The organism is Bacillus sp. FJAT-49711 (assembly GCF_018343715.1).
GTDB lineage: Bacteria > Bacillota > Bacilli > Bacillales > Bacillaceae_C > Lederbergia.
Genome location: NZ_JAGYPL010000001.1, coordinates 153149 through 167929, shown reverse-complemented (window position 1 = coordinate 167929; position 14781 = coordinate 153149). Strand labels below are relative to the sequence as shown.

Genomic DNA, 14781 nt, shown 5'->3' with positions numbered 1-14781 from the left:
CCAATTAACGTTCGTCGATTGGCTCATACTTTCTCAAGCCTGGTCCTGTATATTCAGCACGAGGACGAATCAAGCGATTATTCTCGTATTGCTCAAGAATATGAGCTAGCCATCCTGATACACGTGATACAGCAAAAATTGGTGTGAACAAATCGTGATCAATTCCTAGACTATGATAAACAGAAGCTGAATAGAAATCTACATTTGGCGGCAGTGGTTTTTGGGAAGTAAATACTTCATGCACCTTAGTAGAAATTTCATACCACTGTGGTTCACCCGTAATTTCTGTAAGTTTCTTCGACATTTCTTGTAAATGTTTTGCACGTGGATCACCATTACGGTACACACGATGACCGAAGCCCATAATTTTTTCTTTATTGCTTAATTTGTCTAAAACATATTTTTCAGCATTTTCTGGGCTGCCAATTTCAGAGAGCATTTTCATAACTTGTTCATTTGCCCCTCCATGAAGAGGACCTTTTAAGGCTCCAATAGCCGACGTAACTCCTGAATAAACATCAGAAAGTGTAGCTACACAAACACGCGCTGTAAATGTAGATGCATTTAGTTCGTGGTCAGCGTGAAGAACTAATGCTTTATCAAAAGCTTCGATTTCAATTTGTTCCGGCTCTTTACCTTTTAACATGTACAGGAAATTTTCAGCAAAGCCGAGGTCTTTACGTGGAGCAATAGGAGTAAGTCCTTTTCTCACCCTAGCAAAAGCTGCTACGATAGATGGCAATTTTGCTTGTAGACGAATAGCTTTTCGGTAGTTAGCCTCTTTATCCATTACATCCGCTTCTTCATCGTAAAGGCCAAGGGCAGAAACCGCAGTACGAAGGGCGGCCATTGGGTGAACTTTATCGATCGGGTATGTTTTAAAGCTATCAATAATTTCCTGAGGAAGTTCCATATTATCTACTAGTTGTTGTTTAAGCTCTTTTAACTGATCACTATTTGGCAATTCTAAATGCCATAATAAGTAAATGATTTCTTCAAAGCTAGCTTTTTCCGCCAAGTCATCAATATTATAGCCAACATATGTAAGAGTGTCGTCTATGATTGAACTTATAGAGGAGGTAGTTGCCACTATACCTTCTAATCCGCGTGTTGCTGTCATAAGAATAATCTCTCCTTTATCTTTCTTTACTAACAAAAATAATTATAAAATCTTAATAAAAAGATGATATGTGGATGCATACATATTCTATTATAGACAATTCAGTAAGCTTGTCTATAAATTCAATTTATGTATTCTTCTTCCTTAGACATTATAACTAAATCTAACTCATTTGGAAATGGAAACGCTTATTAACATGATTAAAACCATGTTATAATTAATGAAAGTAAAACTGAATTTGCAAACATTGTTGCTTTACCAAGGTAATGCATGGTTGATTTCCGCTGCAGGGTCTAGATCCCTCGACGATTGGACGTCCTAGTTTCGGCGTTTTTCACAGGACGTGGTCGTCTTTAGCCGACTAGAAGTCTAGCACTCAATTACCATTCAATCGCTTGCTTTCAAAAACAATCATCACTAGTATAAGGACCTAAAAAAAGATTAAGCAATTGAAGGGGAAATATGACCATTGAGGATCGATAGTTCGTCTTTTTGATAAACATAGGAAGAGTCAATGTGTTTTTATCGATGCCATATGTCATAATGTATCACATTTTTGTGGATTGATGCCTAATCGTTTCAATTGAATAACCTGTTGTAAATGAGCAGCGACTTTTAATATCAAATGTTTTAGAAACCGTATAAAAAGGAATTGATTTGAAAGCAAAGTATGAATAGGCGCCTACCATGAGTAAAAAAGATCTCAGTTGATTGGAGTGGGAGACGGCTACTCCAGGAGGCTCACCGCACGCCCCACGGAACGCGTCTGCCTGGAACGGAAATCAACAGCAGTAGGCGGACCTGTTGTAGTGTAAATTATTTATCTTACCCAATACAGAATTAATCCTACTAATAAAAATAAATCTAGTACGATCTGACTCGGTGATTTCCGAGAGTATAATTTGGACTGAGGTGGCGATGTGAAGCGTGAAAATGTTGATAAGATAGTCCGTTTTTTCCTTGTTATCGGAGTAGTTTTTATTTCTTTAGTGTTACTTTATTATATTTTTAAAGTAACTTATCCCTTTATCATAGCGATTGCTATTGCTATGATAATCAATCCTGCTGTACACTTCTTAGAAAAAAGGTGGAAATTCCCTAGAGCTTTAGCTGTCCTAACTTCGTTACTTCTTTTAGTTGCTATGTTTACCGGATTGATTACTTTATTAATCGCTGAAATTGTTTCTGGGGCAACTTATTTTTCCAACGTTGTACCTGAACATACAAAAACGTTAATCAGTTACTTTGAAGATTTTTTTGCAGGACAAGTTATTCCTTTTTACAATAATATTGCTAGTATGTTTAAAGGACTTGATAGTGGTCAGCAAGAAACGATTATGGAGAGTATTAAAAATACAGGAAATAAAATTACGGAAAGTGCAACGGCATTTTTACAAAATTTCTTTTTGAAACTGCCTGCTCTTGTTTCTTGGATTCCCAATGCTGCGACTGTTCTCGTATTTTCTCTATTGGCAACTTTTTTTATAAGCAAGGATTGGGATAAGCTTACAATTTGGTCTAGCCGCTTTCTTCCCGAAAAAGCAAAATCAAGTGGAAAAACTGTTTTTGCAGATTTAAAAAAGGCACTTGCCGGTTTTATAAAAGCACAGTTAACTTTGATTTCTATTACACTTGTCATCGTTTTAATAGGACTTCTCATTTTACGAGTAAATTATGCCATTACCATTGCTCTAATAACAGGAATTGTAGACTTACTTCCTTATTTAGGTACGGGAACTGTGTTTATTCCTTGGATTATTTATGAAATATTTACAGGTAATTATGGGCTGGCGCTTGGACTTGGAATTCTATACACCGTTGTCGTCGTTCAACGACAAGTGGTGGAACCAAAAATCCTTTCTTCAAATATTGGAATGAACCCTTTAGCCACTCTTGTTGCGTTATTCGTCGGCTTTAAGCTTTTAGGATTTTTGGGGTTAATTATAGGGCCGGTCACACTCGTTTTAATTACGACCCTTCATAAAGCTAATGTCTTTAAGGATATTTGGGCGTATATCAACGGAACACCTACAATTATAAAGTAAAAGAGCCGAAATCGGCTCTTTCTTTCCAGCTATACCTAGCTCTATCTTCATCCTACTTACATAACTTTCCCTACAATAAGGAAGCAGATTCACCTTTCATATGCTGATGGTCCGTTGCAAATTTCTTGACTCATTATGTTTTCTTCTATCTCTGTACACAAATAGACTAGAAGCTTTCATTTTCTATTCACCTATAAATATGGATATGTTTACGATTAATCCAATTTTTTATTATCTTTAATAGAAGAGGTCTTAAGGCATTTCTAGTAACCGGAAGTAGAAGAAATAAACCAATAATATCCGACATGAAACCAGGAGTCAATAATAAAATGCCCCCTACTAGGATACAAACTCCATCGAGCATCGCTATTCCTGGAGGGATGCCTGAACGCAAGTCGTTTTGAACTCTTTTTAATGCCTCTAGTCCTTGCTTTTTAGCAAGATATGCACCTAGTATTCCCGTAATTATGATTAACCCTACAGTTGGAAGGACTCCAATCGTATTCCCTGAAAGGACGAAAAGACCGATTTCAATTGCTGGAAGAACAATGAAGCAAAGAATAATGTACTTCAAACGGATTCACATCCCGTCATTTTTTTTACATTATAACATTTTCTGCCTTTAAAAATAAAAAATGTCGGACTCCGAAAATGACCGACATTTTTTTGGGGGCTCTTTTCCCAAAACTTTGCTGCAAAACTATTATTAAAATGGGAAAAGAGATAATAGCTTAATAATAAACGCCAAACTTCTTTATTTGCTTAAAAGCCGTCTTAGGCTTTTAACTGTTAATAAAACTTTAAGAAGGATAACCTATTTTTTATAGTACGCTTGCATGTCCGTTGTATATTATACCTCGAGTAGCGTCGACTGTGATCTCTTGACCGTCTTTAATGATTTTCGTAGCATCTTCAACACCAACGATTACAGGAATTCCCAAATTAATGCCTACTACCGCAGCATGGCTTGTTAATCCACCTTCTTCGGTAATTAATGCAGAACATTTTTCCAATAAGGAAACCATTTCCCTATCCGTTCCGATTGCCACCATAACGGAGCCTGGAACAATCTTTTCTTTAGCCTCATTCGCATCTTTCACTATTACTGCTTTTCCGAATGCTGACTTGCGGCCAATCCCTTGTCCTTTAGTCAATACATCGCCGACAACATGAATTTTCATTAAATTGGTTGTCCCTTTTTCCCCGACTGGAACGCCACCTGTGATAATAATAAGATCACCATGCTGTACCATGCCTGTACTAATACTTTCCTCTACTGCACGTTCAAGCATTTCATCAGTAGACGAAACTTTTTCTCCCATACGAGGGTATACTCCCCATTTTAGAGATAGTCTACGAACAATTGCTTCATTGTACGTAACGGCAATAATCGGAGCTTTAGGGCGATATTTTGAAATCATACGAGCTGTATGGCCACTTTCGGTAGGTGCTACAATTGCACTTACATCTAAATTAATGGCAGTATGTGCAACTGATTGACAAATGGCATCCGTCATATTAGGTTCACTGTTTTTTCTTAAATACGTTAAAATTTCTTGATAATTGAGTGCTTTTTCTGTAGAAACCGCAATATTGTGCATCGTTTGAACAGCTTCGACTGGGTAAGAACCAGCAGCTGTTTCTCCAGAAAGCATGACTGCATCCGTTCCATCAAAAATTGCATTTGCAACGTCACTTGCTTCAGCTCTAGTAGGTCTAGGGTTACGTTGCATGGAGTCAAGCATTTGTGTAGCTGTGATAACTGGTTTTCCCACTTCATTACACTTTCGAATCAATTGCTTTTGAACGAGTGGAACGGCTTCTGTTGGAATTTCAACACCTAAATCACCGCGTGCAACCATTAAACCATCTGAAACGGCTAAAATTTCATCAATATTGTCTACGCCTTCCTGATTTTCGATCTTAGGAATAATATTAATATATGAACCGCCATTTTCCTCAAGTAGTTGTCTGATCTCTAGCACGTCTGATGCTCTTCTTACGAATGAAGCTGCTATAAAATCAACGCCTTGCTCAATTCCGAATAAAATATCTTTTGCATCTTTTTCCGTCATTCCTGGAAGATTAACAGATACGCCAGGAACGTTGACGCCTTTTTTATTTTTCAAAGTACCACTGTTCAATACTTTTGTTACAATTTCACTTGATTCTCTCTTAATTTCTGTAACTTCAAGAGCAATTAAGCCATCATCTAAAAGGATTTTTGAACCTTTATGAACATCATTAACTAATCCAGGATAGGAAATTGAGAATTTTTCTTCGGTACCTTCAACCTCTTCCATTGAAACAATGGTGCTAGTACCTTCTCTTAGTTCAATAGATCCATTTTTCATGTCATGTGTTCTTATTTCTGGACCTTTTGTATCTAATAAAATCCCAACGTTTTTCCCGGTTTTTTTAACGGCTTCTCGAATGTTAATAATCCTGTTTAAGTGCTCTTGATGATCACCATGAGAAAAATTTAAACGCGCTACATTCATTCCTGAATTGATAAGCTGTAGTAATGTTTCTAGATTTTCACTTGCCGGACCGATGGTACATACTATTTTTGTTTTTTTCATTGTTTTTTCCTCCTAAGATCTCAGACGCTTGCTAAATATGTAAGTTAGGTTAAATGGATAATACTTGTGATAAATCATACATGTCTTGGGAAAATGTTCTTGGTTGCTCAAGTGCACTTAAAATATCATTATCTATAATTTTATCCTTTTCAATTCCAACTGTTCTTCCGCCTTTTCCCTCCATAAGCAACTCAACCGCTCTTGCGCCAAGTCTACTTGCTAGAACACGATCAAACCCCGTCGGAGTTCCTCCTCTTTGGATATGCCCTAGAACAGACACTCTCGTCTCGATATCAATTGATTTTTTTAGTTCTTCCGCAAATTCTGTGGCACCCATTACGCCTTCAGCCACAATGATAATACTATGCTTTTTACCACGTTTTTGTCCACTGCGCAGACGTTCGGCGATATTTTCCATATCATATTTTTCTTCCGGAACAAGTATCGTTTCGGCACCGCCTGCAAGTCCAGACCAAAGTGCTATATCTCCTGCATCGCGTCCCATTACTTCAATAATAAAAGTACGTTCATGGGATGATGCTGTGTCACGGATTCTATCAATCGCATCTAAAACGGTATTCAAGGCGGTATCAAATCCTATTGTAAATTGAGTTCCAGCAATATCATTATCGATCGTAGCTGGTACACCGATACAAGGGAAGCCTTGTTCAGTCAATGCTTTCGCACCCATAAATGATCCATCCCCGCCAATGACAACAAGGGCATCGATGCCAAATTTTTTCAGCTGCTCAATCCCTTTTTGCTGCCCTTCTTTCGTCTTAAATTCATTGCAGCGTGCTGAGCGGAGCATTGTTCCTCCACGATGGATAATATCCCCAACCGAACCAAGTTCAAGTTGTTTAATATTTCCATTGATTAAACCACTATACCCTTGATAAATCCCATATGCCTCAAGTCCATTAAATATAGACTTTCTAACTACAGCTCGAATGGCTGCATTCATGCCCGGAGCATCTCCACCACTTGTTAAAATCCCTATTTTCTTCACTATTGCCACCTCGATGTTCGAATATTATAAAAGATCTCAGTCTTTCTTACCTATGAAAAAAAGTAGATTTCATTTAATTTAAAAATACCATTTTATCGACAGTTTCTCAAATTTTTCACTAAAATGACGAAAATAGCTCGAAACATAAGAAAATCGTAAACATCTTGCTCATCGACTTACAGGCCCATAGGACGTGGCTCCGTCGACGTAGCCACAAGACACGGCGACTTTTAGTCGACGTTCCTTCTTCGGACTCCGACTCATATAAAGGAAACACGATGAGCCATGAAAAACGGAAGGCGCCTGCAGCTGGACCTGCACGGCGAATCTGGCTTCCTTATCGTCTTGAGAAGGACAAGTCGATAGGCGTTGGAGTTGGACAGCAAAAGCCTAAATTCAAAAATTCAGACTAAAAAAACTTATACTTTCTTTAAACATTAAAGAAGGCATTGCGCTAAGTGGCAATACCTTTAAAAATGAATATTTTCATATTGATTTGTTTCCGCATATTTACCCATATGTTTATATTTTTGATATCGGTCTTCAATTAAGTTTTCAACCGGGACTTTTTGAAGCTGTTGAAGAGCTTTTAATAAAACTCGATCAATTTCCTTTGCTTGCTCTTCTACATCTTTGTGTGCCCCGCCTTTTATTTCTGGAATGATTTCATCGATTATCCCAAGTTCGATTAAATCAGGAGCTGTAATTCTCATCGCTTCTGCTGCCTTCTTAGCTAAAGAGGCGTCCTTCCATAAAATCGATGCCGCTCCTTCTGGAGTAATAACGGAGTACGTCGAATTCTCAAGCATAAAAATGCGATCACCTACACCTAAAGCTAGAGCTCCACCACTTCCACCTTCTCCAGTTACAATACAAATAATCGGAACGGTTAGTCCAGCCATTTCAAAAAGATTTCTTGCTATCGCTTCACTTTGTCCGCGTTCCTCAGCAGCTTTTCCTGGATAAGCACCTTTCGTATCAATAAAGCAAATTACGGGACGGTTAAATTTTTCCGCTTGCTTCATAAGACGCAGCGCTTTCCGATATCCTTCTGGATGTGGCATCCCAAAATTACGGCGGATATTTTCTTTCGTATCCCTCCCGCGCTGGTGTCCGACTACGGTCACAGGAATACCTTTATATTTAGCGATTCCACCAACGAGAGCAGTATCATCGCCAAAAACTCTATCCCCATGAAGTTCAAGAAAATCAGTAAAAAGTAATTGTATATAGTCTAGTGTGGTCGGTCTGTTGGCATGTCTAGCTACTTGAACACGGTCCCAAGGGGCCATATTTTCATATACGTCCCTCTCAAGTTTCTCTAATCTCGCTTCCAGTTTATCTATTTCCTCGGATAAATCTACCTCAGAGTTTTTCGTGAACTCTCTAAGCTCCGCAATTTTATTTCGCAGTTCAAGTACAGGTTTTTCAAATTCCAATCCGTTTACCATGTGAGTTCACCTTCTTGCTGATGGATTTCAAGTACAGTCGTCAGTTTTTCTTTAATATCGTGACGATGTATAACTGCATCTAGTTGTCCGTGTTCAAGAAGAAACTCGGAAGTTTGAAAATCATCGGGAAGCTCTTCACGAATCGTCTGCTCAATGACTCTACGACCCGCAAAACCGATTAAAGCACCGGGCTCAGCAAAGTTATAATCTCCTAATGAAGCAAAGCTCGCAGATACTCCACCTGTTGTCGGGTGTGTCATAAACGATATAATCAACCCACCCTTATCACTAAACATCTTTAATGCGGCACTTGTTTTAGCCATTTGCATTAATGATAAAACTCCTTCTTGCATTCTTGCTCCGCCAGATGCAGTAAAGATTAAAAATGGAACTTCCAGCTCTGCAGCTTTCTCAATAGCCCTTGCTATTTTTTCCCCAACAACAGAACCCATACTTCCCATTCTGAAATGCGAATCCATAATAGCAATGACAACGTTTAGGCCGTTTATAGCACCTGTCCCTGTTAATACCGCTTCATCCAAATTCGTGTTCTTTTTGTCTTTTTCTAATTTCTCTAAATAGCCCGGGAATCCAAGTGGGTTTGCAGATGAAATCTGTTCTTCAAACGCGGCGAACGATCCTTCGTCTAGTAAACTATCCACACGTTCATATGCGGGCATTCTCATATGATGATCACATTGCAGGCACACTTTTAAGTTTTTTTGTAAATCTTTTGTATACATTATTTTTCTACATTCTGGACATTTGGTCATAATTCCTTCTGGAACATCTTGTTTTGCTGCTTCAGATGGAATGGCTGCATATTTTTTCTTTTTAGGTTTAGAAAAAAGGTCCTTAAGCAATCTGAGTCCCCCTAAAAAACGACTTTTATTTATTAATGTTTATTTTAATCTACTAGATGAGATTACGACTAGAGTCCTTTCTCTCATAAATAGCTATTGCCTTTTCTGAATCCCCTTCAATGAGCGCATCTAGAAAGGATATTACACTATTATGATCAAGCTGGGCATAGTCGTCCATAATTTCTGCGGAATAGCTTTTTAATACATCCCAAATCCTATATAGGAGGCGATTACTTTCTAAATCCATGATCCTATCAAAGAGGATATCACTATCTTCATTCTCATTCTTCCTAAGGGCTTGTAGCTGCTCGTTATCTGTTAATAAACAAATATTTCGAATGATATCTTTTTCAAGTAGTTTCTTTGTTTTAGTTATATCATTTTTTACATTTGGATCTTCTAAAATAAACATACCAAGCAACTTAATGAGTTGGTTATTTTTAAAATCTCCTAAAAAGGTCCCTTCACCTCTTCGCGTTTCAATCAGTCCTAAAAGTTCAAGCGATCTAAGGGCTTCACGGACTGAGGAGCGGCCAACTTTTAGCCGCTCTGTTAATTCACGTTCGGATGGAATTTTATCTCCCTGCTTTAAACCATCATTCGTTATCATTTGCCTAATATCTTTTACGATACTTAAATATACTTTGGATTGGCTCAATTTTTTCACTCGCCTTTTCCTATTACTGCGAGCCTCATCGTCCTTTTCCTAACTTCTTCCGGATCAACCTTTATTCGAGCAACTCCTGTTTCCATTGCAGCATTAGCGACTGCAGCTGCAACATGAGGAGCTACTCTAGGATCAAATGGACCTGGTATGACATATTCTGCTGTCAGTTCTTCATCAGAAATCAGATTTGCAATGGCCGATACAGCTGCTTGCTTCATTTTTTCATTAATATGGGTGGCCCTTACATCAAGAGCTCCCCTAAAAATCCCTGGAAATGCAAGTACATTATTTACTTGATTGGGAAAATCTGATCGTCCTGTTCCAATCACTTTTGCCCCCGCTTCAATAGCATCTTCAGGCATAATTTCCGGTTCAGGATTCGCCATCGCAAAAATAATTGGATCTGGATTCATCGATTGAATCATTTCTTTTGTCAGTGCTCCTGCAACCGACACACCGATAAATACATCTGCACCCTGAATCACATCCTTCAGGCTGCCACTCATTTTATCTCGATTCGTATATTTGGAAACAGCTGCTTTCACATCGTTCATACCTACTGAACGCCCTTCATAAATAGCCCCTTTTGAATCGCACATAATGATATCACGCACCCCATAGCTGTATAAAAGCTTAATAATGGCAATGCCGGCAGCACCAGCACCGTTAGCCACAACCTTTACACTGGACATTCTTCGTCCGGTTATTTTGAGTGCGTTCATTAGACCAGCCACAGTTACAATGGCTGTGCCGTGCTGATCGTCATGAAAAACAGGGATATTGGTTTCTTTCTTTAATCTTTCCTCGATAACGAAACAATTTGGAGCAGCGATATCTTCCAGATTCACTCCTCCGAAATTCGGCTCTAGAATCTTAACTGTTTGTATAATTTCTTCGATATTATTTGTATTTAAACAGATGGGGAATGCATCAACGCCGGCAAAACTTTTAAATAAAACTGCTTTACCTTCCATAACAGGCAAGGCCGCTTGTGGACCAATATTACCAAGTCCTAAAACAGCAGTGCCGTCAGAAACAACTGCGACCATATTGCTTTTCATTGTATAATCGTATACTGTTTCAGGCTTTTCATAAATTTCCTTACAAGGCTCTGCTACACCAGGTGAATATGCAAGACTTAAATCCTTTGCATTTTTCACTTCAACTTTTGATTTTGATTCCAGCTTCCCTTTGTGAATCCTGTGCATATGCAATGCTTCTTCACGCAAAGTCAAAGAGTTTCACTCCTTCTTTTTCACTGAAAGTGCCGCCTTGATCAAAAATATCCGCTGCATTTAAAGACAATAGTGGTCTGACCACAAAAAGCTTCTAAAACAATATATCATATTTTTGTCCATTTGAAAAAATATTTTTCGGCTCATCTTGCAAACATCTCAGCAAATCGATATTAACTTTAATGATGAAAATATTAACTAAGAAAACTGCCAACCATTTTATAAGAGCATTTATAAACATGTAAAACTGAACTTTTGAGCTTTTTAGAAATGAACCAAATCATCTTATTTTAAGATGACGCAGTCACTTCCGAGCAGTGTTCTTATTTCACTTAACGCTTCATTCGAAGGTTCTATCCAGTCTTCTACTGACAATTTGATCGTTTTCCTTGTTGTTTCATAATGAAGGACTATGGCAGTTTCCCCTTTATAATTTCCAATAATTTCATGTAAAGAATGAAGCGTTTCCCTCGTATGCATTTCGGCTCTAACTTTAAGATACAAGATTGCGGGGTTTTTCAATTCATTTGCCAACTGCAAATGTTGAACAATTAATTGAAGCCCCCCATCCCTACTCTCAACATTCCCTGAAATGAGAACAATTTCTCCTTCTTTGCATATTAAGCTGAAGCGTTTATATGTTTCGGGGAAAACCACTCCTTCCATATCGCCTGACTGATCACTAATCTTAATAAATGCCATTAAATCCCCTTTTTTTGTTCTGATCGTTCTGACACTCGTTATATAAACCCCTACAGATACTTTCCTTTGATTTGGTTTTAGTTCGATGAGAGGGACTGTTTTTGCGGACTGGAAACGTTCTGAGTACATCGTAACTGGATGATCTGAAATATATAGACCGAGAGCTTGCTTTTCCAATAAAAGTTTATCCGTTGAACCGATCGGCGCCGCTTCAATATATTTTGGCTGAATACGAAATATCTCGGTGTTCTCAAAAAGATCTGGTCCATCTTCTGTTGGCCTCATCAATTCAGCATGTTCCATTGCTACATCTAAGGTGGCTAATAGCACTGCTCTGTCGTATCCAAATTCGTCAAATCCCCCAGCGTGAACGAGCGCCTCCAATATTTTTCTATTAACAGCCCTTTGCGGAACTCTCAGGCAAAAATCAAAAAGATCTTTAAATGGCTTAACGCTCCGAGCTTTGATTATTTCTCTTAATGTTGAAACACCAATCCCTCTAATGGCTGCAAGACTAAACCTTATTCCCAATTTCTCAGCGATAAATGGATAATGACTTCTATTTACAGATGGAGGCAATACTTTAATCCCCATATGCTTCACTTCTGAAATATATTCGGCAATTTTATCCTCATTTCCAATGACGGATGTGAGTAGCGCTGACATAAAATCATTAGGAAAATTGGCTTTTAAATAGCTAAGCTGCCATGAAATCATACTATAAGCAACGGCATGACTTCTATTAAATCCGTAATTGGCAAAGCGAACAATTAAATCGTATGTCGCATTTGCTATTTTTTCATCATGACCTTTTTTTAATGCACCCTCTACAAAGTGTTTTCGTTCAAGGTCCAAGACCTCTTTCTTTTTCTTACTTACCGCTCTGCGTAGTAGATCAGCTTCACCAAGTGTAAAACCTGCCATGACAGATGCAATTTGCATAATTTGCTCCTGATATACGATGACACCATATGTTAACTCTAATATAGGCTTTAAGTCGGAATGAAGAAATTGAACTTGTTTTTTGCCATGTTTGCGGGCAATGTATTCGGGAATATTTTCCATTGGTCCAGGTCTGTATAAGGCATTAACTGCGACAATATCCTCGAATTCGGTTGGACCCAATTCACGAAGGACCTTTCTCATTCCTTCTGATTCCAACTGAAAGATGCCAGTAGTGTCGCCTTTTCTCAGCATCGCAAATGTTTTCTCATCATGAGACGGAATTTCTTTCGGATTTATTTTTTTACCTGTACGTTTTTCAATACTGTTTACGACTCTTTCAAGCAAAGACAAATTACGAAGGCCTAGAAAGTCCATTTTTAAAAGACCTATTTCTTCTAAATCCTCCATTGGAAACTGGGTTAAGTATGTGCCAGTTTCGTTGCCTTGAATTGCAATAATATCTGTAAGAGGCTTCTCAGAGATAACAATTCCTGCTGCGTGTGTAGAAGTATGACGAGGAAGGCCTTCTACTTTTAATGCCGTTTCGAAAAGTTTTTTATTTAATTCTGATTCGCTTACGAAAGCCTTTAAACCGTCTGACTCTTTATACGCCTGTTTAAGACCCGCTCCTCCTAATCTTGAAGGGATAAGCCTAGCCAGCTGATCCATTTCTTTCGTGTTCATACCAAAAACTCGCGCTGTATCTCGCATGGCGGCTCTTGCTGCAAAAGTTCCAAATGTTATGATTTGGGCTACATGAATTTTCCCATATTTATTCATTACATATTCAATCACTTCATCACGTCTATGGTCGGGAAAATCAATATCTATATCCGGCATGCTAATACGTTCAGGATTTAAAAACCTTTCAAATAACAACCCGTGTTCAATTGGATCAACATCTGTAATGCCTAGTACAAAGGCGACTAATGATCCTGCAGCGGAACCACGTCCGGGTCCGGTTAAAATGGAATGTTCCCTTGCGAATTTCATAAAATCCCAAACAATTAAAAAATAATCATTAAAACCCATTCTTCTTATGATGTTCAATTCGTATTTTATTCGATCAAAATAGCGTTGGTCTGGATGAACAACTCGCTTTTCCAACCCATCTAAACTTAATTCTTTCAATAGCACTTCCGCTTTTTCTTCATCTTTAAGTGGATATTTCGGCAAAAGCTCTTGATTTGTTTCAATCATGACATTGCAGCGTTCTACGATTTTTAGTGTATTTTCTAATGCATCTGGCATATCAGAAAATAACTCCGCCATTTCCTGCTGACTCTTAAAGTAATATTCGCTTTCTTCTCCTAGTTGCTCCTGAAAATTTTCCAACTTTTCACCATCACGGATGGCTTTCAAACATGTATAAGCAAATGAATCATTTTTTTCTAAAAAACGAACATTATTCGTTGCTGCAATCTGCACATTCATTTTATGGGCTATTGATTGAATGGCTTTATTCAAAGATTTATCAGTTGCTGTTCCAAAATTTTGTACGGATAAATAAAAGGACTCGTCTTCAAATAAATCTGCAAAATTATTTATGTATTCAGCCGCCTTGTTCATATTACCGCTGGAGATGAGTTCACCAATTTCTCCATTACGCCCCGAGATTAACCCTATTAACCCGGTTGTTAAAGATTGCAGCTTATCCAATGAAATATGCTCATCTTGTGAAGTTTTTATATAACTAGATATTTTCAACAAGTTTTGATAGCCTTTATTGTTTTTAGCTAACAAAACTAAAGGATAGACTTCATCTTTATTCACAGATTGTACATCCACGGTCATACCTATAATCGGCTTAATCTTAGCTCGTATACAAGCTTTATAAAATGGCAGTACACCATATAATGCATTATGATCTGTAATGGCAAGTGCGGGAAATTGCAATTCTTTCGCCTTGTCAACAAGAGATGATATGGAGATCGTACTCGATAACAAACTGTATGCAGTTGATATGTGCAAATGGGAAAAAATCATTATCCTCACCTTTCCCTATTTCTATCTTCATCAAAAATATTTAATGTATGTTCAACCTTCTTCTATTATGGACTAGCAAGCAAAAAAAGAAAATATGTTCGATTTCTCTTTTTCATACTATTATGCTTTGTCCCATATATTCAATAATAATGGAATTTTATTAAATTGGAGATGGT

The 14781-nt window shown here is 37.9% G+C and carries 10 protein-coding genes; 1 reads left to right on the top strand and 9 read right to left on the bottom strand.

Features of this window, described 5'->3' with window-relative positions; genetic code table 11:
* Window positions 1-4: 4 nt before the first annotated feature.
* Complete coding sequence (gene citZ, locus KHA96_RS00895) at window positions 5-1120, bottom strand: citrate synthase (protein WP_213127420.1); 1116 nt, start codon at window positions 1118-1120, stop codon at window positions 5-7.
* A 920-nt stretch (window positions 1121-2040) separates the two neighbouring features.
* On the opposite strand from citZ, the gene ytvI reads away from it, so the two are divergent.
* Entirely contained in the window at window positions 2041-3165 is a 1125-nt protein-coding gene (ytvI, locus tag KHA96_RS00890) for a sporulation integral membrane protein YtvI (RefSeq protein WP_213127419.1), read from the top strand.
* A 187-nt stretch (window positions 3166-3352) separates the two neighbouring features.
* Here ytvI and KHA96_RS00885 read toward each other — a convergent pair whose 3' ends face one another.
* From KHA96_RS00885 to dnaE, 8 genes are all read right to left on the bottom strand, one after another.
* Entirely contained in the window at window positions 3353-3739 is a 387-nt protein-coding gene (locus KHA96_RS00885; protein WP_213127418.1) for an FxsA family protein, read from the bottom strand.
* A 247-nt stretch (window positions 3740-3986) separates the two neighbouring features.
* A complete protein-coding gene (gene pyk, locus KHA96_RS00880; protein WP_213127417.1) occupies window positions 3987-5747 on the bottom strand; it encodes a pyruvate kinase in 1761 nt (586 codons plus the stop codon).
* 49 nt (window positions 5748-5796) lie between these two features.
* Window positions 5797-6756 (bottom strand): 6-phosphofructokinase, encoded by a 960-nt coding sequence (gene pfkA, locus KHA96_RS00875; RefSeq protein WP_213127416.1) that lies wholly within the window; start codon window positions 6754-6756, stop codon window positions 5797-5799.
* A gap of 470 nt (window positions 6757-7226) precedes the next feature.
* Window positions 7227-8207, bottom strand: coding sequence for an acetyl-CoA carboxylase carboxyl transferase subunit alpha (gene accA / locus KHA96_RS00870; protein WP_213127415.1), 981 nt, complete (start codon window positions 8205-8207; stop codon window positions 7227-7229).
* Window positions 8201-9070, bottom strand: a complete 870-nt coding sequence (gene accD / locus KHA96_RS00865) for an acetyl-CoA carboxylase, carboxyltransferase subunit beta (RefSeq protein ID WP_213127414.1) — start codon at window positions 9068-9070, stop codon at window positions 8201-8203. The genes accA and accD overlap by 7 nt, the downstream gene beginning before the upstream one ends.
* A 52-nt stretch (window positions 9071-9122) precedes the next feature.
* The gene (locus KHA96_RS00860; protein ID WP_349305635.1) at window positions 9123-9737 is read right to left on the bottom strand and encodes a FadR/GntR family transcriptional regulator; all 615 of its coding nucleotides are present in this window, start codon (window positions 9735-9737) and stop codon (window positions 9123-9125) included.
* Window positions 9734-10972, bottom strand: a complete 1239-nt coding sequence (gene ystJ / locus KHA96_RS00855) for an NADP-dependent malic enzyme (RefSeq protein WP_213127413.1) — start codon at window positions 10970-10972, stop codon at window positions 9734-9736. The genes KHA96_RS00860 and ystJ overlap by 4 nt, the downstream gene beginning before the upstream one ends.
* A 285-nt stretch (window positions 10973-11257) precedes the next feature.
* Window positions 11258-14605 carry a DNA polymerase III subunit alpha gene (dnaE, locus tag KHA96_RS00850; protein WP_213127412.1) on the bottom strand — a complete coding sequence of 1116 codons (3348 nt, stop codon included), beginning with the start codon at window positions 14603-14605 and terminating at the stop codon, window positions 11258-11260.
* Window positions 14606-14781 lie beyond the last annotated feature (176 nt).

Coding starts and splice junctions, on each gene's coding strand:
- dnaE (WP_213127412.1), bottom strand. CDS start 14,605: ATGATTTTTTCCCATTTGCACATATCAACTGCATACAGTTTGTTATCG.
- citZ (WP_213127420.1), bottom strand. CDS start 1,120: ATGACAGCAACACGCGGATTAGAAGGTATAGTGGCAACTACCTCCTCT.
- pyk (WP_213127417.1), bottom strand. CDS start 5,747: ATGAAAAAAACAAAAATAGTATGTACCATCGGTCCGGCAAGTGAAAAT.
- accA (WP_213127415.1), bottom strand. CDS start 8,207: ATGGTAAACGGATTGGAATTTGAAAAACCTGTACTTGAACTGCGAAAT.